General features: G+C 43.3%; 23 protein-coding genes. 11 read left to right on the top strand and 12 right to left on the bottom strand.

What is annotated here, in order from left to right; genetic code table 11:
- The first annotated feature begins 321 nt into the window (after nt 1-321).
- A complete protein-coding gene (locus tag D3H65_RS28305; protein ID WP_162915854.1) occupies nt 322-2,718 on the top strand; it encodes a KAP family P-loop NTPase fold protein in 2,397 nt (798 codons plus the stop codon).
- 181 nt (nt 2,719-2,899) lie between these two features.
- Here the strand turns inward: D3H65_RS28305 and D3H65_RS28300 are convergent, their stop codons facing one another.
- Nucleotides 2,900-3,190: a hypothetical protein gene (locus D3H65_RS28300; RefSeq protein WP_119053519.1), complete on the bottom strand. Its 291-nt coding sequence runs from the start codon at nt 3,188-3,190 to the stop codon at nt 2,900-2,902.
- Between the two features lie 126 nt (nt 3,191-3,316).
- On the opposite strand from D3H65_RS28300, the gene D3H65_RS28295 reads away from it, so the two are divergent.
- From D3H65_RS28295 to D3H65_RS28280, 4 genes are all read left to right on the top strand, one after another.
- Entirely contained in the window at nt 3,317-3,583 is a 267-nt protein-coding gene (locus D3H65_RS28295) for a helix-turn-helix domain-containing protein (protein ID WP_119053518.1), read from the top strand.
- A gap of 457 nt (nt 3,584-4,040) precedes the next feature.
- The gene (locus D3H65_RS28290; protein WP_119053517.1) at nt 4,041-4,220 is read left to right on the top strand and encodes a hypothetical protein; all 180 of its coding nucleotides are present in this window, start codon (nt 4,041-4,043) and stop codon (nt 4,218-4,220) included.
- Between the two features lie 111 nt (nt 4,221-4,331).
- Complete coding sequence (locus D3H65_RS28285) at nt 4,332-5,318, top strand: restriction endonuclease (RefSeq protein WP_119053516.1); 987 nt, start codon at nt 4,332-4,334, stop codon at nt 5,316-5,318.
- Between the two features lie 208 nt (nt 5,319-5,526).
- On the top strand, nt 5,527-6,138 hold the full coding sequence (locus D3H65_RS28280; protein ID WP_162915853.1) for a HepT-like ribonuclease domain-containing protein: 612 nt from the start codon (nt 5,527-5,529) through the stop codon (nt 6,136-6,138).
- 222 nt (nt 6,139-6,360) lie between these two features.
- Here the strand turns inward: D3H65_RS28280 and D3H65_RS28275 are convergent, their stop codons facing one another.
- From D3H65_RS28275 to D3H65_RS28240, 6 genes are all read right to left on the bottom strand, one after another.
- The gene (locus tag D3H65_RS28275) at nt 6,361-7,029 is read right to left on the bottom strand and encodes a hypothetical protein (RefSeq protein WP_119053514.1); all 669 of its coding nucleotides are present in this window, start codon (nt 7,027-7,029) and stop codon (nt 6,361-6,363) included.
- A gap of 58 nt (nt 7,030-7,087) precedes the next feature.
- The gene (locus tag D3H65_RS28270; RefSeq protein ID WP_119053513.1) at nt 7,088-7,744 is read right to left on the bottom strand and encodes a hypothetical protein; all 657 of its coding nucleotides are present in this window, start codon (nt 7,742-7,744) and stop codon (nt 7,088-7,090) included.
- An 88-nt stretch (nt 7,745-7,832) separates the two neighbouring features.
- Nucleotides 7,833-8,039, bottom strand: coding sequence for a hypothetical protein (locus D3H65_RS28265; protein ID WP_119053512.1), 207 nt, complete (start codon nt 8,037-8,039; stop codon nt 7,833-7,835).
- Nucleotides 8,040-8,812: 773 nt separating this feature from the next.
- On the bottom strand, nt 8,813-9,229 hold the full coding sequence (locus tag D3H65_RS28250) for a hypothetical protein (protein ID WP_119053509.1): 417 nt from the start codon (nt 9,227-9,229) through the stop codon (nt 8,813-8,815).
- Between the two features lie 2 nt (nt 9,230-9,231).
- On the bottom strand, nt 9,232-10,650 hold the full coding sequence (locus D3H65_RS28245) for a hypothetical protein (protein ID WP_162915852.1): 1,419 nt from the start codon (nt 10,648-10,650) through the stop codon (nt 9,232-9,234).
- A gap of 32 nt (nt 10,651-10,682) precedes the next feature.
- Nucleotides 10,683-11,210: a Crp/Fnr family transcriptional regulator gene (locus D3H65_RS28240; RefSeq protein WP_162915851.1), complete on the bottom strand. Its 528-nt coding sequence runs from the start codon at nt 11,208-11,210 to the stop codon at nt 10,683-10,685.
- A 693-nt stretch (nt 11,211-11,903) separates the two neighbouring features.
- Here D3H65_RS28240 and D3H65_RS28235 point away from each other — a divergent pair.
- The 6 genes from D3H65_RS28235 to D3H65_RS28210 all read left to right on the top strand — a co-directional run bounded on the left by D3H65_RS28235 (nt 11,904) and on the right by D3H65_RS28210 (nt 17,438).
- Nucleotides 11,904-12,659, top strand: coding sequence for a hypothetical protein (locus D3H65_RS28235; protein ID WP_119053506.1), 756 nt, complete (start codon nt 11,904-11,906; stop codon nt 12,657-12,659).
- A gap of 337 nt (nt 12,660-12,996) precedes the next feature.
- Complete coding sequence (locus tag D3H65_RS28230) at nt 12,997-13,203, top strand: hypothetical protein (protein WP_119054693.1); 207 nt, start codon at nt 12,997-12,999, stop codon at nt 13,201-13,203.
- 252 nt (nt 13,204-13,455) lie between these two features.
- Nucleotides 13,456-14,328: a hypothetical protein gene (locus D3H65_RS28225; RefSeq protein WP_119053505.1), complete on the top strand. Its 873-nt coding sequence runs from the start codon at nt 13,456-13,458 to the stop codon at nt 14,326-14,328.
- A 59-nt stretch (nt 14,329-14,387) separates the two neighbouring features.
- Nucleotides 14,388-14,822, top strand: a complete 435-nt coding sequence (locus tag D3H65_RS28220; protein WP_119053504.1) for an FEKKY domain-containing protein — start codon at nt 14,388-14,390, stop codon at nt 14,820-14,822.
- Nucleotides 14,791-15,981, top strand: coding sequence for a Na+/H+ antiporter NhaA (gene nhaA, locus D3H65_RS28215; RefSeq protein ID WP_119053503.1), 1,191 nt, complete (start codon nt 14,791-14,793; stop codon nt 15,979-15,981). The genes D3H65_RS28220 and nhaA overlap by 32 nt, the downstream gene beginning before the upstream one ends.
- A 143-nt stretch (nt 15,982-16,124) precedes the next feature.
- Complete coding sequence (locus tag D3H65_RS28210) at nt 16,125-17,438, top strand: DUF389 domain-containing protein (protein WP_119053502.1); 1,314 nt, start codon at nt 16,125-16,127, stop codon at nt 17,436-17,438.
- A gap of 50 nt (nt 17,439-17,488) precedes the next feature.
- On the opposite strand, the gene D3H65_RS28205 is transcribed toward D3H65_RS28210, so the two are convergent.
- The 5 genes from D3H65_RS28205 to D3H65_RS28185 form a co-directional block, all read right to left on the bottom strand.
- Nucleotides 17,489-18,421 carry a sodium:calcium antiporter gene (locus D3H65_RS28205; protein WP_119053501.1) on the bottom strand — a complete coding sequence of 311 codons (933 nt, stop codon included), beginning with the start codon at nt 18,419-18,421 and terminating at the stop codon, nt 17,489-17,491.
- 262 nt (nt 18,422-18,683) lie between these two features.
- Entirely contained in the window at nt 18,684-19,295 is a 612-nt protein-coding gene (locus D3H65_RS28200; RefSeq protein WP_119053500.1) for a hypothetical protein, read from the bottom strand.
- 28 nt (nt 19,296-19,323) lie between these two features.
- On the bottom strand, nt 19,324-19,932 hold the full coding sequence (locus D3H65_RS28195; RefSeq protein WP_119053499.1) for a hypothetical protein: 609 nt from the start codon (nt 19,930-19,932) through the stop codon (nt 19,324-19,326).
- Nucleotides 19,933-19,990: 58 nt separating this feature from the next.
- Nucleotides 19,991-20,599, bottom strand: a complete 609-nt coding sequence (locus tag D3H65_RS28190; protein ID WP_119053498.1) for a hypothetical protein — start codon at nt 20,597-20,599, stop codon at nt 19,991-19,993.
- 8 nt (nt 20,600-20,607) lie between these two features.
- The gene (locus tag D3H65_RS28185; protein WP_119053497.1) at nt 20,608-25,053 is read right to left on the bottom strand and encodes a DUF6443 domain-containing protein; all 4,446 of its coding nucleotides are present in this window, start codon (nt 25,051-25,053) and stop codon (nt 20,608-20,610) included.
- Between the last annotated feature and the right edge of the window lie 7 nt (nt 25,054-25,060).

Below are 25,060 nucleotides of genomic sequence, written 5' to 3'. Positions count from 1 at the left end.
TAATATACGAAGAAGGAATACAATAACAATCTTAACCTTTTAAGTATTCAATGTTTTATCTATATTGTTGACATGAATAACTTTAGTAGCCACATAGCCAGCCGCTATAAGCAAAAAGGAAAGTTTTTTCTACCTCCTCTCTTTCTTATCTTATTCCTACTTGTCTTTACAGACAAGTTTACAGAAATTATAAAGACTATACTTGTTACGCCTTTACTTTCATCAGTAACACAATCTACCGTCATAATCGAATTAATCTTGATCTGCACGGGAATACTATTAATTCGTTACTTTATACTAAAGGCCTGGAAACTAGTGAATATGTCAGTACTTCTGGAAACCTACGCCTGGACATTTACATTCATTTATGTTTTTTTCCGCTTCCTTGCACCCACAAGATTTTTTTATATACCGTCAAAACTCATTTCAAGTTTCAACCTGACAGATGGTTTTCTTTTCTTGCCAGCAGGATGGCTTTTGTATTATATAACTTACTACATTCAATATCGCAGAAAAACCCTGATTTCGTATGATCCAAGTAAAGGTTTTTTTGCAGATGCTCCTTTCGTATTGAATGAATCTAATGATAGCTTAGGGCGGGTCGGGTATATCCAGGACTTGGCTAAAAAAATTATTTCTACGGATACAAAAGGTTATTCATTTGCAATTGGCATTATTGGGCAATGGGGATCTGGCAAAACTGCCTTTTTGAAGACGTTAGAGGAAGAATTGAAAAACAATCCCGACGTTATCCAAATTCGATTTAATCCATGGATTACTCCCAACATAAGCAATAGTACTGCAATTTTCTTTTCAGATTTAGCCAACAAGCTTTCGGAGTACGATGAAACCCTTAAAACGGAGATTACCACATATAGCCGTGAGTTATTACAATCCGTAGACAATCAAACTTTTTCATTTTTTAAGCAGCTTTTTGATTCCTCTGTAGAAGAAAAAGGGATGCAGGACCAAATTGATCTCATAAATGATCACATAAATAGGTTGAAGAAAAAAGTGGTCGTATATATTGACGATGTCGATAGACTGGAAAAGAAAGAAGTTATCGAAGTTTTAAGGATCGTTCGAAACTCAGCCAATTTTAGCAATACATTTTTTATTGTTGCTTTTGACAAATCATATGTCACTGCCTGCATTAATGAAGCGTTGATTAATAACAGCGAAAATTACCTGGAAAAGATATTCCAGCTTGAATATTACCTGCCACCCAATCCGGATAAGTTAATTTACCAGAAAGCTCTACTTTCAGAGTTGCAAAGGCATATACCATCTAATTGTCAACCTATACTTCAGTATATCGAAAATCCCTCAAAGAATACAAGTGGCAACATTTTTCTCTCCAACTTTGAGATTTTGCCTCCTATAAACAACTACATTCAGTCTTTCCGTGATGTAAACAGGTTTATGAACGTATTTCTACTCAATTACGATCGAATAAAACACAATATATATCTACCAGACTTTATCTCAATTTGCCTGTTGCGTGTGAAATATCCTGAAGTTTACCGGCTCTTATATTACAACCGAAGAAATTTCCTGATCGCAGCAGATAACTTCGGAGCTATGGAAGGCGTGGCAGGAGAATTGTACTTAAGACTTATTGAAGATAACAGTAATGGCAAAAAAGATATCGAGCTCAATGTATACCTAGAAAAAAACTATAAAGAATTGGCTTTAAACCAAAAAGACACACAAGAGGTTGAAAAATTAATCCGGTCAATCTTTAATATCGTCAATTCCGCTTCTAATCCTTTGAATAAAAGGTCTTTATTTAACCATCATATGACTATTTCTGATTCTGCATATTTTGACAGATATTTTGACTACTCAATGGCTGGGCGCCTGGACCAGCAAGAGTTCAATGAAGCATTAAAGCTTCCCATTGAAAATATTGAGAAAAAGATTGAAGAATGGAGCACAATGAGGCAAATTTCAACAGATCTCATTGTCAAGTTAGAGAATCTAACTCCTGACAGCGATAAAGACTTTTTCGAAAAAATCATTAAAGCTATTGTCTATTTAACCTATCAACCCAATCCCAATGACCCTAGAAATCTTCTCTCATTTGACAAGGTCAATTTTATTCAAAAACTCGGCATAGAATCAGACGAAAATCCTGTAATTCAAAACCTATACTTAAACAACAAAGAAGAATTTAAGAATTTTTTCAAAAGCCTTTATTTAATATATGCCGATAAAGCAATGTGGGGCTTTATACACTTTTTCGCACAAGCCCTAATAAAGGATTACGATGATGGTTATTTTATCTTAAGCCATGAAGAACTAAAGGACTTGATTAAAGATAGTTTCATAGCCTCCGTCGAATCAAACCAAGAGCCCTCGCAAAGTCTTTTGATATTTTATTCCATAGCTATAAAGCTATTTGCAACTCGAACAACCTCCAATGGCGAAATAATTCCAGAAGGAAAGGGGATTGAAATGACAGAAAGATTAAGGGAAGTTCTTGAGAAAAACCCAAAAGAGTTATTAGAATTCAACATAATCCGGCAGAGACCAAACTCAGACTATGTTGAATCAGGATGGCATAGAATGATATTTGGCTCGGATGAAGCCTTTACAAAAATCTTGGAAAGTCATGCTAATGACCCACTTGTAAATGAATACATCGAATTTCAAAATGCTTTTAGACCTCAACAACAGCCGGTAAAGTTTCAATTTAATTTTTTGAACCCCTCGTAAGCCTATTACATATTCTATATAGAAAGACTCCCACGGGCTCGGGTTTTGCGTCACAGTAAGTACTCCCACCGGTTGACCGTTGTTAGCCCCTCCGTCTTAACTAAAACTTGCCCCGTGGAAAGTCTTTCTGCTACTCATCATAGTATGCCTCCCCAATAGCAATGGGGTACGGATCATGGTCCTATTGAGCTGGCTGTTGTGGTGGGTCACTATGCAGTTGCCACAACTCGCCAAATAAATCGTTCATTTGTTCATAAAAAAAGATCAGGTTGGCACGTTCCTTCGCGTCGGAGTAAAGACAGTTCTCCCGGGTAATGCCTGCCACCAGCCAATCCCACAAGTGTTCATCTACTTCTTTCAGGTGGTAGTTGGTGAAGAAGTCTTCCAGCGATTGCCGGAATGCCAGTTGTGAATGGTCGGGTTTTGCCGCTTTAGCAGCAGGTTTACTACTTTTCTTTTTGTGGATAGGCATAGGCCTGATTAATGGGATTTAACCTATGCTGCAAAAGTAGTATAAAAAACAACAAAAAGAGCTTTATAAGACTGGGTAATACAAGACGTGGTTTTATAAAGCCCTCTTCATTTACTTTGGTTTCAGATGGCGAAAAAAGTTACCAAGAAAACCCAAAGTTCATTAGAAGATTTCCAAGAGGATATGCTAAAAATTGGTAATCGTCTAAGAGAGCTGCGTAAAAAAGCAGGTTTCGGGGCCTACGACATTTTTGCCTATCATATTGGTATGGAGCGTAGTCAATATGGCCGGTATGAACGTGGCCAGGCAAACTTTGAGATTGTTTCCTTCCTAAAAATACTAGCCGGCCTTCAAGTCTCACTAAAGGAGTTTTTTGCTGAGGGCTTCAATTAGAAGCCTGAAAGATCGAAAAACCAATCTTGCTTTACCCGCTTGGCAAACTAACTCTTCTCCTATGTCACTTCCATCTGCCCTCACTTCGCCAACTCCCACTACACTGTCTCATCCTACCACAATAGACAGCAGCCATCCATTTCATACCTAAAACATCAAAAAACTGCCACACAAAAATAATGCGGCATGCCGGGCCCACCTCTCCCGGTTAAATATACCTTCATTACCAGGTTACACCTACCAGACAGCTATCTCTCCCAAAGTATAAAGGCCGCCAAAAGGGTCGGCATAAAGCTGCATTGCTGATCCTCAGCCTTTAGTCCCGCGCCAGCTTCACCGGTCAATCAACAAGTGTAATCCGCGCATTTATTCCGCGTTCCTCTTGGCCTTGCGCTCATGCCGCATTGATCGCTGCGTGCAGCTTTTGCTGTTATTTTTTCATTTTTAAATGTTTAGTATGAAATATTATCTGGTTGCTTCTTCTACTTGCTGTATGGTAGGCATTGAGCAGTGTACTGTATTTATCGTTGGCAGGGCGCAGCGGGCTGCTTTTGAAAAGCAGTATGCAGACTACATCCTCATGGTTGCCCGCAGCAGGGAGGCGCTCCCGCCGGCACGTTTCAGGTTGTATCAGTAGGGCTTCGGCCCTATTGATATGACTGCCGAGAGTAAAACAAGTCCTAGTTGTCCCATAAATAAAATTGAACGAGTTGCGTATATTTGAAAGTTAGTACAAATTACAAAGCCAATGATCCAAACATTAGCCTCCACACGTCATTTAAATGGATTACTTGAAACATTATCCTATGTTGAATTTGAGCAGTTTGTAGCAGATGTTCTAATAGAATCAGGAAAGTTTAGCAAGGTTGAACGCTCCACCATTATCAATAACATTCACATCGATATAATCGCTCACGAAAAGGATACAATTGCTCTATCCCAATTCCCAACAAAATGGTTTTTTGAAGTTAAAAAGTCAAAACTGGTAGGTTTAGATGTTGTTTACCAATTATTAGCTTGGTTTTCTACTTTTCAGGAGCCAAATATTAGGGTTGCACTTATAACAATGGGACACCTTTCGTTACATGCGAAACAATTAGCAAAAGAAAAAGGGATAACAGTTTTAGGGCTAGAAGAAATTGCTCAACTAACTACACCTAAAATCTATAAAAAATACTTTGGTGGAGAGTTAATTTTTAACCCTACTGAAAATGAGGAATCTCAAACTACTCTTTTTGCAGATCAGCTATTGTCAATAAAACCTGGGAGAGAAGAATGGTCAAAATACCAAAAGCTTATTTCTGATATATTTGAATTGCTTTTTATACCGCCACTGGAGTCTCCAAGATATGAGCATCGCGACAGAGAAGCAGACAATAGAAGAGATATGATTTTCGAAAACTCCGCAACAATAGGCTTTTGGAAAACAATTAAAGACACCTACGAAGGTCATTATATAGTAGTAGATGCAAAAAATTATTCTGAACCAATTGAAAAGAAGCCAATTTTAGAAATTGCACATTACCTTAAACCACATGGGTGCGGCATGTTTGGAATTATAGCTTGCAGAAAAGGGTTAAGTAAGTCATCGAAATCTGCAATAAGAGAACAATGGATTGGCAATAAAAAGCTTATTGTCGTAATTAATGACAATGATCTCTTGGAAATGCTCAAATTAAAAAACCCGGAAGAAGTTATTAGGCGAAAGATTGCAGACTTCCGAATAGAGTTATGACAACTCGGAACGCTATCTATGGGAATTGATACTATAAATATGTAGACTTAATACCAGGCCTATTCTCAACGCTTTTTTTGTACATTTTGGATATGCGCTTTTGCACTAAATGTTTATCTTTAGAACAGATCCCACTACCGGAATCTTACTCGATATTCCATTTATCAACCAATGTCAACTTCTCGCTGTTGGCCAAAATTGAATGAATATGGACAAAGATAGAATTATAGAAATTGGGGAATCGATTAACACAACTCCCAATGTTCATACTTTTTTAGCAAAGCAGGCAGAAATTAAAAATTTCATTGCTGTTGTGTCTGGTAAAAACAATTCATTTTATGAGGCTGCTACTAAAATAAATATAACAGCCATTTTTGCTCCAGAACAACTCAAAGGAGTAATAGATTCCTTTCTCAAATCTGTTAAGAACGATCTGATTTCAAACGCTTCTTACGAAAGAAAAATTCAAATTAATGTAGTTAATGATTATTTAGCTCAAGCTGAAGACCTTTTAGATAAAAAAGAATTTCATCCATCAACATCAGCAATTTTGATTGGTGCTTCCCTCGAAGAATTCTTGAGGAACTGGGCTGTTGACCAAAACCTTCTTACAGAAGAAACAAAACCTTCTATCGATGGATACGCGACAATTCTTAAAAAAGAAGGGCTAATAGACAAGCAAGACCACAAAGAAATAACTGCTTGGGCTGGCTTAAGAAATAATGCAGCACATGGCTATTGGGATCTAGTATCCGATCATGACAAAATTAGTCATATGCTAAGTGGTGTTAACTTATTCATTAAAAAATACTCAACCTAGTAAATTCTGCTTGACTAAAGCCTTTATGCAAATAATACCTGCTAAATTATACATTGAATTTATTCATACGAGAAAGGACACCAAGTCCTGATCCTCACTTAAATAATAACTATACTAATTTAACAATTGCAGGAGCTAAAGGGCCATTTTTAGCCAAAGGCTATGTTAGAACTTAATAAAAAACTAGAATTATTACAAACCACATCTCGAATCTGTTCTACCCTATTTCCTCCCCTCCATCCTCCCCTCCCCATTAATCACAAAGTAAGCACCACTGGAAGCTTCCAGATAAACCGGTAAATCCTGTAGCCTCATTAGTTCCGAGCGGCCATCATCGGAAAGCTCTACCAGTCTTTTTACTTCTACCCAGCCCAGGTCTAGACCCGCCGACCGCTCCCCAAGCAAATTAGTAAGCACAGCCTCCGCAGCTGCTTCAAATGACCTGTCCACAGGCAAATAGCGCTCTGCATATATGGTAATACCTGGCCGCCCCAAATTATCTTCCAGGCAGGGAATAAACCATAAGTTATGCGGGTCAATCCCTGTATCCCCATGCTCTTGTTCAATAAAGAAATCTATTGGCCGGGGTGGGTGAAATCCATGTATTATCCATCCAGGTATAGCAGGCGCTTTGGCCACCAATGCTTCCACAGCCTTAAAGTATTTCACATTACCACCAGCGGTGATAATGAACTGAGGAGTTGATCCATCTGCCGGGATAAAAATCGTAGGATAAATATTTCTCCTGCATACTCTAAGATGTATATGAAGTTCATTCAGCCAATACCGAAACACCTTTTTATCCAATTTATCTACATGCTGGAAAATATCACTATTGCGTTGAAACCATACCCAGAAATGTCTCTTTGCTGAAAAACCCATATCATACATTTTAAGAATTAAAAATCAATAAACCTCATGTTAAGCCTTATGAGTACGGAATACAACCTTACCTCTTTTGCTTTATCTCTCCCTGTGCATCAACCACCAGTCCGGAAAAACGCATTCTCTCCAGTTGTACTGGCAACTCTTGTAGTTTATAGCACTCACCTTCCTCTTCATAGATAGAGTTCTCAAGCTCATCTACCTCAAACCCCACCAGTTCTGTACGCAAAGCATATTCACCCAGTACATTCATAAGAACAGCTTCGACAGCTTTTACAAATACCTCGTCATCGGGTTTAAAGGCTTCAGCAAACACAACAATATGAGCCTGCCCATCCTCTTCCTCATACAACTTAAACCAAAGATTGTGTGGATCAATACCCGTATGACCAAATCCTTCTTTAATCCGCCTGTCAATGGCACAGGGTGGATAAAATCCAATAATTTCCCATCCGGGAACCACCGGCGCTTTAGATACCAACTCCATTACCTGTTCGAAATAGTTAAGATTGCCATTAGCGGAAATAATTAGCTGCCGAGTTGATTCATCTTTCGGAAAGAGAATATAAGGATGTATATTCCTTCCACATGAGCGCAAATGGGCATAAAGCTCATTGAGCCAGTACCGCGCCTCCTTTTTGCTCATTTCACCTATCTTACGATAGATTTCGCTATTGCTTTTAAACCATATCCAAAAATGATCCTTTGTTGTTAATCGCATATAGTAAATGCTTAAAAGTTAATGAATAGAGTTTCGTACAGCCACTTTAAAACAGCCAAAACCATCCTGTACATTTAATAAGAGGGCATTATTTGTTCTTTAGTATATTATGTACCTCCACCTCATCAAGGTCCATGTAATCACAAAACTCAGCAATGGTTACTGGCTGGTGTCTCTTTTTTCCATAATGCGTACGGATCTTATCCAATACATTTGCCCCGTGCCGGTCAGATTTCCGGGTAAATAAGGAGACGTCTTTGGCATAGATAAATAAAATAGGTCGGTGGCTTTTCATTAGCAGTATTGTTTAATGTTAAAAAATGAATGAGAAGGCTATGCACTACCACATAATACAGTTGTATCATTACGGTACGCAACAATCAAAGTTTAAGCTCCGCGCATATTGCGGAACCGACATACGTTACCATCCATCCACATACTTTAACCAAAAACAAGAACCCATCATAAAAATTGGAACTCAAGACCACATGAAGATGCACGCAAATCAAAGCCACACAAACTTGTATGGATCACCAAACCAGGCAGGAGATAGGATTGAGCCTATAGAGTTAAGGGGGTATTGTATTATATCCTGCCTGCTTTAATCAAAGTGCAGAACAAAACTAATACTCAAACCCTACCAAAAGTTTAACAAATGATAAAAAATTGCTAAGCCGTGGGCGGCTCCTGTTTGTACCAAAGAGAATCTGATATTAGAATTAAGGCCAGAAGGAGATTATACAGGGAAATATTCAACCATTGCCTGTTTGCCAGGTCCGTGAAGTAAAGTATAATTGCCAATACTCCTACGCCAGCATTAAGTATCCCCAATAAAATATATGCAAAATGAGTAGGTTTAATAATTCGGATCATTCTCAGGAATAATAGAATAATTCCAATAACCATGGTTACCTGCCTTGTTAAAATATTAAATATAGTCAGCCCAAAAGAGTTTCCTAACTTTCCGTGCACAGTAGGTGCCAGTAGAAATCCAACTGTGACCCAAGCCACAGTTACTCCAATTGAAAATAAAAGATACTTGTAACGAAGCTGCATATAAACTGTCTCTTAATTTTCTCTATTCATACAGTTATTAAGGAACGATTGCCAGGCATCACTTTTCCTACTATCAATTTCATAATATTGTCTGTCAAAGGAATTGTAAATACAATTTCTATATTTACAAACTAGCAATTTCCCTATTTGATTTTCTTTCACTTCATATGTTAATACAAACGCCCCCATCCAAACTTCATTTTTAATTGATGGCAATATAGCGGCATCAGAAATATAATAAAGCACACTGTCTTTTGGTATAAGAGTTCCTTTTAGTAATTTAAGGCTATCCGTGGTAATTTTTATTGCTTGCCTATCCACTATATCATATATTTTCCAGTGATCAGTTTGTTTCCAATCATATTGTTGCGAATGGCTTGCTTTTATAAAGGCCACCATTGAAAATATAATAACAATAACATTTTTCATAATTATTCAATTGGAAGGCAAGAGCCCTTGTTTAAATGTGTGCCATAGGTGGTAGTCCTGCTCATATTTTCCGTCAGTGGCAGCGAACGAATATCTTCTCCCAAGTCCCCAGGATTACATCCCTGTCCATTGTGCCAAGTACCTCGTGTGGCAGGAATACCGAAGCCTGCACTATTTAATGCATTTATAGCAAAAGTAGTACAGTTATTAGTGTTTAAATTATATTGGAATATACTACTATTGGCTTGGTTAATATAATTCAAAACTGTGAAAAACTGGCTACTGGTCATTCTGATCGTCAACTTGATATCATAGCTTCCATTCTGGTCATTGTTTAAAACACCTTGATCTGAAGGTGAATATGGCGAAACACCATTAAGAGGGTAAAATCCAACATTCCTGATAATGGTCTGCGCAGGAGTAACTTGAGTTATAATCAAATAAGTATGGCCTACATAAATCGGATTATTATCATTACTAAAAGGATTTATGGTTTCCCAAGCTGTTCGATAGCCCGGCTCAGGTTGGCTTACACACAGCGCAATTTGGTACTGGTAATCGCTGCCCGGTTTATTAATAAAACATTTAAAATAGTCCTTAATATTTCCAATTGGATTAGTCGGTGAATAGACCACGAAATTTGTGTAAACTGGACTTGGCCCCACCCCGCCACTGCCCACCGCCGAATAATCGAACCCTGAAGGTTGGGGTCCCGGTCCCGGGCTTTCAGGATAATAGGTACTACAGCCAATCAGTTCAGACCAATACACCCCTTCCGGATCATCAGCAGAATAATTATACCCCTGCGTATACAGGCAGACTGGTGCGGCGGATTCTCCAATTCGCAGCAGTACTTCGCTGCTGGCCTTATCTGCAATGGCCCTGGCCTTCTTAATGGTACCGTCTTTGTGTGCCAGGTACATATTGATCAATATACCATCACAATCTTCTACCACAATAATGCCGCTGAAACTATTCCTGCCACTTTTCAGAAATACACTGTCGGGCAGGTAAGTAATAACCTGTGATTGTAGAATTCCTTTTTTGTCCCTGTAAACAAGCAGCTTACTGATGGCATTGATCGGGTAGGAATAGTTTTTTGAAAGCGTAGTTGTCAGAAGAAACGGCTTACTGTATTCAATAGGTACCATCACTGCCTGCCCTTGCATAAATTCTGTCACAATGGCTTCCTGCCACCGGGGCCAGTGTCTACTATATTTCCGTGGGTTGCTCAGTTCATGGGCATTACTCTTGCCCGTAAAAGCAGGACCTAATTGCTTGTCATTTCTTTCAAAATGTACTTTGGCCTCACTAATCAAGTTTAATGGCAATGTTTCATTTTCAGCATTTTTCTTCTGACAACTCGTTAGCCACACTGCGTCAGCCAGTATCAGGCTGGCCAATAAAAATGGTCTTCTCATAGTATTGTTTTGGATTAAACAAAAATATAAACCTATCCTCGCTGCGCCTTCAACCTGCTCAGGCTTACTTCCGTCATATTCAGGTAGGGGGCCAGGTACCGGGCTGGTACCTTTTGTAAGAGATCCGCATGATTCTCCTTCATCCACTGGTACCTTTCCATTCCAGAACACATCCGAATTGAATATAACTGCCGTGCCCACAGGGTATGATAATGTATGGTAAGTATGCGGCCTATATAGTTGAATTCAGCAAAGTGCTTGTAGATGTATTCTAGTTCTGCATGGTCTATATAAAGTATGCTGGTATCCTCCAGCGCCTGGATAGATTCATAACTGGGTGTTTGCGTATAAAAACTTTCGATACTGAATACTACGTCACCTTCTTTCATGAACCAGGAAGACACTTCCGTATCATTTTTCTCGTAAAAACAGCGCAAAAGCCCCGTAAGAATAAAGCATACATGTTTGCTCACATGGCCTGCTTTTAGTAAGTACTCCTTTTTCTTAATTTCCCGTTGCTTTAAATTTGCTTGCAGGTATATTTTTAGCTCATCCGACATAGGATGAATAGATTCTAAAAAATGCATGAGCCTCTCCATAGTGATATGTAGGATTTATTTTTACGTTTAATACAAAAAGGCAAGGTTGCAGGAAGAAGAATAAGGCGGATTTTTTCGGGCCCCTGAATATATAAACATTTCATCAAATCAAATACAAACAAAAGTTCAATTTTACATTTTATCCATGCATTGCGGTTGTATATTACCGTATTTTGTTTTATTTTTTATTCCCTCCTCCTATATAGTTCCCATATCACTCCCATATGTTTCCCATATAGTTCCCATATACCCCTCATATCGTCTCATATAGTTGTCATATGCCAGCCATGTCGCAAGCATATCCTAGTCATATGGCATGCATATGGCTGTCGTATAGTTCTCATATTCCTCCCCTATCTCTGGCATAGCTCCGGAAGGGTTCCGGCATAGCTCCGGCATATCATACCCATATCACCATCGTATAACACCAGGGTATTACCCATATAGCCAGTGTATACAGTTGCAGAATGAAATGTCGATTTCAGAATTATTTGTCGGTTTCGGAACAATTGGAAGAATACGTCTATTTCAGAAGAATTGGAAATTATGGTCGTTTTCGGAAGTGCTCATTTGGAAACCACCTTTTCACGATCGTATGTTTGCATCACGCTAGTCATGACAGCAATTATTCATTCACGTTAAAACATCATTAACATGCCAAAGCAAAAAGGAACACACAGGTTATTGGGCACCACCGGTGACATGACCTACCAAAAAACAAAAGATGGCTACAGCGCCAGGGAAAAGACCCACATCGATGGCAATAAGATCAGGACCTCCGATGCTTATGCCCGTACCAGGGAAAACATGGCGGAATTTGGGAGAGCCGGTAAAGCCAGTAAGCTGTTTCGCGCAGCCTTTGCCAAACTCGTCAAGTCGGGATCGGATACCCGCATGACAAGCCGGCTCACATCGGTTTTTTCCCGCATCATCCGTACCGATCCTGTCAACGACAGGGGACAGCGTACGGTGTATGAGGGCGATATGATGTTGCTCGACCAATTTGATTTCAACGTCGGCAATTCATTGATCAGCACCTTCGTTACACCCTTCCTGTCCTCCATCGATCGCACCACCGGGCAATGTACCGTACAAATCCCTTCCGTCTTCCTTAGTGAAGTAGTATCAGCACCGGAAGGAAGCTCTCACCTGCGTATTGTGACCGCAGCCGCGGCCATTGACTTTGAAGACCAGCAATACGTAAGCGATTTTCAGTCCAGCGTCGACCTGCCCATCGCAAACGTCGCCACGCCGGTCACTACACTTACCGCACAGTTGCCGGCCATGTCGCCCCATCCTTTGTTCCTGATCATGGGCGTTCAGTTCATCCAGATCGTCAATGGAAAGGTGTACGCCCTCAACAACGGTGCATTCAATGCCCTCACACTGATCAAGATAGATCCCGCTTAATAGCCTGGTCCATCTTTCACACAGCATAGCTGTAACCGGGTAATACCGGTGCCTGTTTCCCGGCTCCCCCACCGGACGGCGTTTTACCACGACAATCATTTGTCAGCAAAAACAGTCTCACAGGAACATTTCCTGATCAGCCGCAGGACCACAGCCCACCAGTCAACAATATAACCAGCCATTTTCCCGGTGCATGATCAATGCCGGCCAGGATCATCATGCGCGCATAGGCCCGCTGCAGCAAAGCCCATCCCGCCTTCCGGGAAGAAGCAAGGTTATAGTACCCGGTTACAGCTTTATTCAGCAACAACAATTATTCACCATTAAATTAAAAGTTATGAGTATACAGGAAAGAATGCAATCGCCCACGCCGCCTTTTTTCCAAAGACTGCGGAATATTTCGATCGCCCTGGCTGCCATCAGTAGCGTAGTGCTCACCACACCCGTAGCGCTTCCGGCCATCGTGATCAAAGTAGCCGGATACCTCGCAGTAGCCGGTGCCGCGGCAGGCGCCGTGAGCCAGGCCGCTGTACAAAAGGAGTAATCCGGAGTACTTTCTAGTGGCTGCAAATACCAGGAGGCTGTCTTCCCTGAAGGCAGCCTCTTCCTAAAAATTAACCTGCTCTTATCTCCCATTTAACTTAACTTCAATATCAAGCTCATTCAGTCAACTGGCAACCCACTCAAGCGTTCAAAACAATACCTTCATCAGTTATTAATACTGATGCTCATTTTTTTACTTAAAAGACTTCCCATGAGGTATGTAACCCCGTACGTTTTAGCATTAACTATTGTTATGTATACACACCAGGCAAAGGGCCAGGGTTGCAGTGACGCAGGATTTTGTACTATTAATGCATTGATGCCGCAGGGCCCGGAAACGGTGGAGACCAAACAATACAACCAGGTAAAATTTGGTTTATCAAACGGAAAGGCTGACCACGATATCACCATATGGAGCTTCTATATGGAATACAGCCGGTCCATAAACAAACAGTTTAGCATCGACACCAAACTTACAGGTCTCTCGCAAAACGGATCTCTAACAAGTGCTGCCGGGCTTTCAGATATTTACCTCAATGCAAACTATACAGGTATTAGTAATGCTTTTTTTACAACCGGCATTAAACTTCCCTTGACGGATGGAAATAAAAAAAAGAATGGGGCTTCACTTCCCATGGACTATCAATCGAGCCTTGGCACTACAGACCTTATTTTGGGAATAGGATACAGGATCAAAAAAGCAGAGCTGGTGATTGCCTGGCAGCAGCCCTTAACGCAGAATAACAATGCATTCCTGTCAACCGATCACCCGGGTGATCCGGCATTTACCCAATTCCAATCTACCAATAAGTATGTCCGCAAAGGAGACGTATTGCTAAGGGTATCCTATCCGCTGATCCTGAATGAAAAGTGGAAGTTAACGCCAGGTATCTTGCCCATCTACCACCTATCGGAAGATGAATTTACCGACGCCTCCGGAAAAGAAAATACCATAGCGGGCTCTCAAGGGTTAACGTTTAATGGGAATTTATTCCTCGACTATTCAATAAATAAATCAAGTTTAGTGCAGTTAAGTTTCGGCACGCCATTCATTGCCAGGGATGTAAGACCCGATGGCTTAACGAGGAAATATGTAGTGACGCTGGAATACAGGTATAGGTTCTAACCGCCTTATACCCTGGCAACCACTTGTAGAAGTACCCTTAGCCTGGAAACATTCCATTTATGCGTAAAACATACCTGATCATTGCCCTTATCCTGGGTGCAGTCCTTACTGCTCTTCTCATAGTAAAGAAAAACTATGATCAATCTCCGGAGTACAATTATCTTACGGCAAAGCTTGACATCAGGAAGGGGAATTGCCGCCTTGTAAGAGTAGGCACTCATACAATTTCACCACAGGAGCAGGCAATCGAAGGCGTGGCTTCGAAATATGGATTTAAAAATGTTTATATCGAAAAGGTAAGCGCCAGGGAACGCAAGGGCATAGACCATTACAATGAAACAATAGAAATATACTTATCCTTTCGCAATGGACCTGATTGGAAAGCCAATTATCAACACGAGGTTGACTCAATATTGAAGATAACAGTTACTTTGCAGCCTTTTATCCATATCAACAGGAACAATGGCTATAAAGATCAATGTTCATTTATTTAAGCGCTTCGTAAGTGCGGGTTCTATTGGAGGCATCATCCTTTTATGCGCCGTGCTCCTGTCACTCCTGGTAGCCAATTCTCCCTGGGCGGGCTGGTTTTCACAATTGATCAATAAGGAACTTGGGATCAATACGGCCTATATTCACCTGAAGTTTTCCATCCTGCATTGGATCAATGACGGATTGATGGCCTTGTTTTTCCTCTATGTAGGATTGGAGATCAAAAGAGCCTTTGTGGAGGGCGAATTATCCACCTTCAAGCGGGCCTCCCTGCCGGTCTTTGCAGCGATTGGGGGTGCAATAACACCGGCACTCATTTTCTATATCATCAACGCAACAACAGATACGGAGCATGGTTGGGGCATTCCAATGGCCACAGATATAGCCTTCGCAATAGGCGTGCTATCCCTATTGGGTGATAAGGTGCCCCCCTCCCTTAAGATCTTCCTGGCAGCACTGGCTATAGCCGACGACCTGATTGCCGTTTTGGTCATCGCTGTTTTCTATTCGATAAACCTCCAATTGAACTTCCTCTCGTATGCAGCAGGATGTTTTTTAGTAATGATAATATGTAACAGGCTGGGCGTAAAGAAGCTCGCGCTCTATCTGATTCCCGGCGCCTTCATGTGGTATTTCATTCATCATTCTGGTGTTCATGCTACTATTGCCGGGGTATTAACCGCTATTGCCATCCCTACCAATAAGGTGGCACAGGAATCGCCCCTGGAGCGCTTAGAACACTTATTGTCAAAACCCGTCAACTTCGCCATCATGCCCCTCTTTGCTATTGTCAATACCAATATAAGCATTGAGCCTGGCATGTTGGATGGCTTGATTGATAAACCCGGCCTGGGCATAATAACCGGCTTATTGCTGGGCAAGCCACTGGGCATTACACTTACGGCCTGGATCATCGTAAAGCTGGGATGGGGAGAACTGCCGCGGGGCGCCGGATGGGGACATATGCTTGGCCTTGGCTTGCTGGGAGGTATCGGGTTCACCATGTCAATATTTATTGCCCTCTTATCATTCGATGACCCCTTAATAAGTACCGGTTCAAAATTCTCCATACTGATAGCCTCCACAATAGCGGGTATATTGGGTTTATTGGTGCTCAACTCCGTTGGCCGTCAAACAAGGCTGATAAAGATACCCCGTTAGTATACCGGCGCCGGCGGGGTGATCTGCAACAACAATTTAAGCCGGAGCAGGCTGCTGAGCAGGTCTTCTTCACATAAAATATAATATCTTTAAAGAGTGCGATCCCCCCGCTTAATGATGCTTAACTAACAATCTGTTTGCCCATGAATAACGCTTTAATTGAAAAATTCCGCATCCGGCAGGAAAAGGAAGATGTCAGTGTGATCATTGAGAGCATCGACAAAGGGGTGGTCTTTAAAGGGACCAATCTGTGGGTATTGATCTTTGCTATTTTTATTGCCTCCCTTGGGTTGAATGTAAACTCTACGGCCGTCATCATCGGCGCTATGCTCATCTCACCACTTATGGGTCCAATCATGGGCATCGGGTTGGCAGTAGGCATCAATGACCTGCCCTTGCTCAGGAAATCTATCTATAATTATTGCGTAGCCACAGGAGCAGCCCTGGCCACTTCTACTTTGTTTTTCCTCCTCTCGCCGCTGGATGATGCCCACTCAGAGATCCTGGCGAGAACTTCGCCCAATATTTATGATGTGCTCATTGCCTTATTTGGCGGATTGGCCGGCATCATCGCTACCTCCAGCAAGCAAAAGGGGAATGTTATTCCAGGAGTTGCCATAGCCACCGCATTGATGCCCCCGCTTTGTACTGCAGGATATGGATTGGCCACCTTGCAATTTTACTTTTTTACCGGCGCTTTTTACCTCTTCATTATCAATACCGTTTTCATTGCGCTGGCTACTTTTATTACAACCAGGTTCCTCAAATTTCCTTTTAAACACCTGCCAGATAAAAAAGCAGACACTAGAGCCCAAAGGATTATATGGGGCATAGTGATCCTCACCATTCTGCCCAGCATTTATTTTGGATACGACCTGGTGCAGCAGGACAAGTTTGTAAAGAAAGCTAATCAATTTGTGGAGCTGGAAGCAAAATTTCCCAATGATTATTTACTGCAAAAAAACATTGATCCTAAAAAAAAGAGTATAACCCTTACCTATGGAGGTGCTGAAATTGTAAAAGAAGATATCGCCCGGTTACAGCAAAAACTGAAAAGCTTCGATCTGGGCAATGCCTCCCTGGAAATTAACCAGGGCTTTGCTTACCTGGCAGCAGTAAAAGGAAATACCGAAAATAATGAACAGGCTGAAAGACTCAATTTTATTCTTAAAGCAAAGGAAACCGAATTACAGGCATTGCAACATAAAATGGACAGCTTGCAGCAATTCAATGCACAGGGCAGGCAACTCTTTGATGAAATTAAAACACAATACCCCGATATCAACAGCCTGGTGCTGAGCGCTGGCAATGATTTCAAAAGCGATACCATCAGCCGGCCCACCGTACTGGTAGCGCTTTCTTTTTCAGGCAAAAGATCATCCACCGATAAAGGCAAGATTGAAAACTGGCTAAAAACCCGCCTGCGCAACAATGCATTGAAAGTTTACTTTCAATAAAATAGCAGACTCCTCCGCTGTCTGGCCTCCCTAACTGCATTAGAATAATCTTATCCCGTAGCTATTTTGACCATAAACAGCAAATAGATCATTACAAACATAAGCCCTTCCCACACCGATATCCGTTTATCCTGCGTAAGCAAGTAAAATAAAATGCCCGAGCCCGCCATCACCGGTAAAGAAAAAGAGATCAAAACAGCAGGCACGGTGATACTTCCTACCGTGGAGGCCACGGCCGGTATAACCAACGTATTAAAAACACAGGAGCCTAAAACATTTCCCACGGCCATTTCAGCTTTCCCTTGTTTAATGGCAGTAATATTTACGGCCAGTTCAGGCAACGTGGTGCCCAGCGAAAGCACTGTTAAAGCAATAATGGCCTCCGGTATACCCAGTGCCGTGGCTATGGATTGAATGGATGACACGGTATAGTTGGCTCCGAAATAAACACCAACTGCTGCCACCAATAAGATAATGGCCCCTTTCAGCGGGAATGGAGTGCGGACATCCGTACTGCTTTTTTCTCGCGGATTTACACCGCCTTTAATTAGGTAAATACTGTAAATAACAAAAATAATCAACCCTATAAACGCTTCATTAAAGGTGATCTTACCGTCGTAACTGATAATATAAAATGTAAAAAAGCAACCGATCAAAAAATTCAGGTCGATATAAATATACGTGCTACCCAGTGAGATAGGCTTTCTGTTAATAACAACAGCAAATCCGGTTACCAGTAACAAGTTGGAAATATTGGCGCCGATAATATTACCAGGTACAATTTCTGACACCCCTTGCCTCACCGACAATATACTGGAAACCAATTCAGGTAAAGATGTGCCGATGCCCACAATGAAGATACCAATTACAAAAGAGGGAAATCCCAGCCATTTACCCATCTCTTCGGCTGCATTGGTAAAAAAACGTGCAGCTATAATAAGTGCCGTTAAAGCTGCAATGAAAATGAATATATCAACAATCATGTTAATAAGGCTAATATGTAATATCGACAAATGCTAACGGCCTAAAAATACGGAAATGAATGACCATTTGCAAATGACTCAATATTACATAAAGGACCCCCAAACAATGGCTTTCCAGCTACCCCAACGTAATTCCGCTAGTTGATCACAAACTCATACAGTTCCTTTTGCTGCTCAAGTAATTTCTTATCCATCGAAAACAACTTATTGAGCAGTTTGAGCAGCGCCGATTTATTTGCCCACTTTTATATAAGCTAATGGATTATTCCTTCTTTCTCTTTTTAGCATGTACAGGATTCCCATCCTTAAGCTTGATTCCCTGCTCCAACTCCAGCACCTTCAGGGGTAAATAAACATCATACTCGCGGCCCTTGGCTTTCTCCCCATCAAGCGTCGGCGGCAAATTATGGTAGCGCCAGGCTTCTTCCGCGGGCATCCGTAGGTGCAGCCATTGAATATTGGCAAAGCTGATGAAAACACGATAGTCTTCTATGCCAAATGGCGAAGCCTGTTGACCCGGATAAAAAAGATCCACACCTTTCACCTGTTCAATCCAGGATTTAACCGTTTTATCTATCGTCTTGAAGAGCCTTTGCTCAAGGTTCCCTCCCCAGCAAAGAAATTTTACCGTATCCAATTCTTCAGAGAAAGAATGCATTAAATGCTCCTGTAAGGGCCTTTGGTGTAAGGTGGAAGCCGGCACGAAATAATAGAGCCTGGCATGGGAAGTGGTAGGGCCTGCGTAAGTGTCGTGAAACTTAGATGTATAGAAAAAACAATACCCGGATATACTTATAGTATCAACAAATCGTGTCTGTGAAAAACATACCACCGACACAAAGGGCAAAAGCATAAAGAGCAACTTGAAGCGCATGATTCTTTTTTAGTGATTACCTGGTTATCTACAGCGCACTTGCAGGATGAAAAGCCTGTCCGTTTTTCAGTTCAACCCCTGCTTCCAGGGTCCATAATTGCAAGGGTAAATAAATATCATAATCCCTGCCCTTGGCTTTATCTCCACAATCAAGTACATAGGGCCAATTAAAGACTTCACAAGCCAGTTTTCCCGGCATGCGCAGGTGCAGCCATCGCATATTGACGAAGCTGACGAAGACACGATGCCCCTGAATGCCGCAGGGGTACGATGCCTGGCCTTTTTGAAAAGGCATTACCCCCTTCACTTGCCGGGTCCATGACTGAAGCGATTCACCGGCCACCTCGTAAGGCCGGAAGTCTGTTAGCTCCGGCCAGTCCAGAAATCTTACCGTGTCTGTTTCCCTGAGATAGCCGTGTTTTATGTGATCCTGGAGTGATCTGTTTTGTAAGGCCGATACAGGTACAAAATAAAATGGCCGTGCAGACAGCCGGGTGTACGGGTTATTGGTTTTGTGGTGCTCCCATACATATGCATAAAAATAGCCGGCCATAGTAACCGTATCAACAAACCGTATCTGTGAAAAGCCAATAAAAGGCAGGAAGAGTAACGTAGCAACGATTGCTTTTCGGCGCATACAATGTTTTTAGCCTTTGTTTGGGAATAAGATCAACCATATCAGAGGATCATTGTCTTTATTGTTTCTTTGTAGGATGTACCGGGATGCCATGTTTCAATTTGATACCCTGCTCCAGCTCCAGTAACTTCAAGGGTAAATAAACATCATACTCGCGGCCCTCCGCTTTTTCCCCGCAATCAAAGGTTAGTGGCAGGTTAAAGCCATCACAAGCCACTTTTCCTGGCATCCGTAAATGCAGCCATTGAACATTTACATAGCTGATAATAATACGATGGTTCTTAACTCCACATGGGTATGACTTTTGGCCCACATAAAAAGGTCTTATTCCTTTCACCTTGGAAATCCAGGGCTTTACCGATTCCTCTGCTGTCTCCCAGGGGCCAAACTCCTCAGGTACTTGCCAGCTAAGGAATTTTACGGTGTCCTTTTCGACATAGAAGTCTTTTTGCAAATGAGCCATAAGTGTTCTTTGCTGTAAGGTGGATGCAGGAATAAAACGAAAATGCAGCGCCAGCAGACCGTTTGACGGTGTGTAGGTCTTATCATATTTCATCCGATAGGTAAAAAAATAACCAGGAATGCTTACAGTATCGATAAAACGTATCTGCGAAAACCCAAAAAGGGGAGCAAGGAATAAGTATGAAAGGATTATTTTGAAGTACATAAGCTTTTTTACTTAGTGCTTGGAATTTTCCAAATTATGCCTGCGCGTCCATCTCTCTCCTTTATCGCTTTGTCTTCTTTGGGTGTAAGGTATTTTGATTCTACCCCTCCACGAGGCGTATCCATCCTGCCAATAATCGCCCGGGTACCGTCATTATCAACGGCCTGTAGCGTATACCTAAACCTACTGGCGCTGCTGATGGAGTTTGGGTCTATGATTTGCGTAGCATTGAGATTACTCATGATATTACCGGGATCGCCATGTACGCCGCCCAGATTATGCCCGATCTCATGGATGACATTGCCCCGCCGGATATCCTCCAGGCTGGCCCCCGGCGCGTTCTGGTTGAGGTTCACCAGGTCATCGTCATCCAAAACAATATCCTGATTATCGGCACCGCCATAGGTATTCTCATCGGCTGTGCCATCTTTGCTTCTGACATTCCCTACGGTAACGGTATTGCCAAAACTATACTGTTGCTCTCCATCTTTTTCCACGTCCTCGCCGGCTCGTTTTTTAGCATCTGCTTTATCCGTAGCTTCTTTGGCACCCAGATCAAACTTCACATACACCGTCCCCTCCTTCGTCTTGATGGCCCGCGCCTTCCCGTCATTATTGTATTCCCTGATCGCTGCCATAAAGGATTTCTTCTGGTCATCATTCATACCGTAGTAATAATAATTGGCCTTTACCACATAAGGATCACTCTGACTGCCAGAGCCGGTTACAATGCCATCACGGCCCGTAGGATCTATTACCTGCAAAGGGTTGTTGAAACCATAGTTATAAGGTGATAGCCAGTTGTAGGAAGAAGCGCTGGGGTCCGGGCTGGGCCAGCGGCCCGTTTGGGGATCATACATTCGCGAGCCGTAATCATACCATTCCAGCCCGCCTTTGCGGCCCAGTTCCCGCGATTGTTTCTCCTTGCCATTGTAACCATACCGGTTAGGTGTTTTGCCAATGCTCTTGCTGCTGAGGGCGGCGATAGACAGGCCAAAAGGATAATAGTGGTTTTCTTCCAGCAGCGGGGAATGTTCGTGGGTGAGCATGAAATTATCGAAATAAACCAGCTCATCACTTTCATTGCTGAAATAGATGTACACATACCCGTTCCTGCCCACCTCGATGGCATTGGCCAGCCGCTTGTCAAAAACGCCCTTGGTATTGGGCGTATAGGCTACGGGGTACACCCGACTGGCGGCCTGGTCGAACCGAAGCTGCTCATCGAAAAAGAGTACGTTTAAATATGCTTTCGGCGCCTGGTTGCTGCCGCTCGTATTGGGCGCACTATTCAGCAGGCCGCTCAAAGCGGCATTACCACCAAGTGCAGTGGACAGGGTAGCAGCGCCGGGTTTCAGCAGGTCCGTCACCCCCGGACTGGCGCTTAGCGCGCTTGCAAATGAAGTAAGCAAAGAAGTAATACCCGAAGCCCCGGTATTATTGGTATTGGCTGCGGTATAGAAATACTCCAGGTAAATGTGGCAGCGATCACCTTTCATTACCTTCAGCAGCTTGGCCGCGCCGATAGCGCCCGTCGATTTACGTACAAGCATCACCTGTTGCCCGTTCGTACTCGTATCTCCAAAAGCCCCCGGCCTGCTGCTCCGCACCGCAGCCACATTGATGGAAGCGCCTGTCTTATTTTCCCAATAAGTATTCTGCGCTGTTATTGCTGGTGATCCTACTGCTCCTTCCAGGGTTAGCGTGGGATAAGGATCGGTGGTCAGCTCTTCCGAAAGCACCATCCGCACATTATTCAGATGGTCGGTCACAAAATAATCGTACTTGTAACCATCAATGCCTTTAAAGCGGGTACGGCCTTCTGCGTGGGTAAAGAATTGTTGCGTCTGCACCTCATCATCCGGCTGCGCCACCGCATGTTCCCTGCTTTCATACACAAAATTGTCAACATAATAAGTGGTGCTGGTGAGCACCGGGCTCACGGTAGAATCTACTACTGTTTTTTGAAGTTTGGTCCCTCTGGCATCGTACAGGTAGCTGATTGTGCCCTTACCCGGTAAGGCGATATACGCAGGCAGGTTGAGATGGTTATACCGGATAAAGCCCAGGTCCTTATTCAGGTCTTTGCTCATATTGCCGTTGGCATCGTATAGGTAATCTGTGGCGGTGGTTGTTTTCGTGCCGCCCAGTGCCGCCATATAACTGGTGGAAGACCGGAAGTCGCCCAATTGCGTGGCGGTATCATTTACCCCATCCAGCACACTCCTGAGCCGGTTGCTATGGGGGTAATAGGTGTACAGCAGACTGTCCAGCAATACCGTGCCGCCAGGCTTCCAGCCCTTTTGCAGCATTTTTTGAAGATTGCCATTGGCATCATAACTGATACCGCTTACACTAAAATCCAGTTCGCTCTGCGTGAAACCCGATCCCTTATACTGGTAAAAAGCGGCGCCCGTCAGTTGATTGAGGTTGTCATAACTGGCTTCATACTTCCTGATCTTTTGGTCACCCGCCGATTTCCACAGCACCCTGCCGATACCTCCGTCATACCGTTTGGTGGCAAACGTATGCGCCGCACCATAAATAGCCGGGCCTTCATTGTCATACCCAATATCGTATCCAAAATAACGCGATTGATTACTGGTGTCTGTGGCAAAGCCCCGGTTCGCGCCCACCAGCCAGCCCCGCACATTGTATACATAATCCTGTGTTTCCAGCGCCTGGCCCGTCACCGGGTGGGTACCCATTTTCTTCACCTTCAGTTGCCCCAGTTCATCATAGCCATATTCAGCAATTGTTTTATAAGGGCCGGAAGATATATTGATCTTTTGACCAATACTGATGATCCTGCCCAGGTCATCATAACTGTGCTTGCTATACACGTTCGTCAGGATGCTATTGGGATAATCTTTATTATGCAATTGCACCGTGCGGATCACCTGCCCTGCAAAATTGTATTGGCGTGAAGTGGTGCTGATGGCGCCGCTGACATTGCTCACCTGCTCCTGTATCAGCCGCGCCTTATCATCATAATAATTCACGGCATAGAGGTATTGCCCCGTGCCCAGCACTTTTACCTTCGTCCAGGTGATCATGCCGCTGGGGTTCACCGTTTGCGTCAACGGTTCTGCATATTCCGGACTGGTATTATAATTGGTATTGATCGTATTGCTGTTGATATTACTGCTGCTCATGGTAGCCGCAAAGCCGGCCGGCAGGCCCGCGTAGTCATCATAATGCGTTACCGTCAGTTCTTCATACGTGGCCCCCGTAAGGTTAGGGTAGCTGCTGCTGTTTTCCGCAGCTGCTTTATGGTATGTCATCAATTGATTGTTATTCCACAGCCCCGTAGAAACAGGCCGGTTGAGTTCATCATACAAGGTATACAACCATTTGGCAGGACTGCCGCTTCGTAAGTTGGCATCCTGCACCAGTACCAGCCGGTCGCGCCCGTCATACACCAGCCATACCTCACCAACACCGGGATCCTTTTTGCGGATCATCATTTTCCGGTAATTGTATTCGTACCGGTAGCATTGCTCCGCCAGGATGGCACCGGAAAGCGCCGCCGTATTCCAACTGTTTGCAGCCAGCAATTCCACTCCCACCGGCTGCACTACCAGCCGCAGATTATCCAGGTCATCATACACATAATAAGTGCAGGCCCATCCCTGGTGACCGCTGCCCGTACCCGCATCTGCCGTGGCAGTCGTTTGCATTTTACGCAGTACCAGTCTGCCTGCCTTGTCTTTGAATTCGATCGTTTGTTTGCCTTGCTCATCGGTGGTCAGGTTCTTGTACAACATACCCGCAGCATACATGCCCGTGCTGTTGTAAGTACCCCAGTCATTGGCCACATCCGTCACCTGCCACGCCCGCACACTGTCTGCAACCGTATTCACCCAATAGTTGGAGCGGATACCCCTGCCGCTGCCCACCCAGCTCATGCCAGCAGGCAGTGATTGCGTGGTCCTGTCCAAAGGTGAGCCATCATAGAGCGTTTGGTTATAAGCCCAGTTCAGCGATCCGCCGCCCACATTCGTTTCACCCGGCTGCCCCGCCAGCCGCTGGTTGTAACAACTCACTTCCTGCGCAAAGGGATTGCGCTTGAATCCGCCGTTACTCACCGAAGTATTGCCGCCCGTATTGTTGGCGGCAAACAACAGGTAGTCGATGCTGTGCCGCCCCTGCGCATCATATACCTGGCCTTTCACAAGGTCACGTGCCGTATCGTTATAAGGCAATGATCCTTTCTTTACCACCGTTTGCAGGTTGCGGCCAAGGCCATCTACGTACACCGTGGTTTGTTTTACTTCCCGTAAACCGGCAGCGATAATGCTGTCCGGATTACCAATAGGCGCCTTGGCCTGCCAGGTACGAACATAGTTGACCGGCGCAGCCCCGTATGGGTTGGGCGTGGATTGCTGGCCACTGGCCCGGCCAGTCGTCAAGGCAAGACCGATCATTATAATGAAGTTGCTTGTATAGCGCATGGAGTAA

Source organism: Paraflavitalea soli (genome assembly GCF_003555545.1).
Classification (GTDB): Bacteria; Bacteroidota; Bacteroidia; order Chitinophagales; family Chitinophagaceae; genus Paraflavitalea; species Paraflavitalea soli.
Note: the sequence above shows the minus strand (reverse complement) of the source record. Positions and strands in the feature narration are given on the sequence as shown.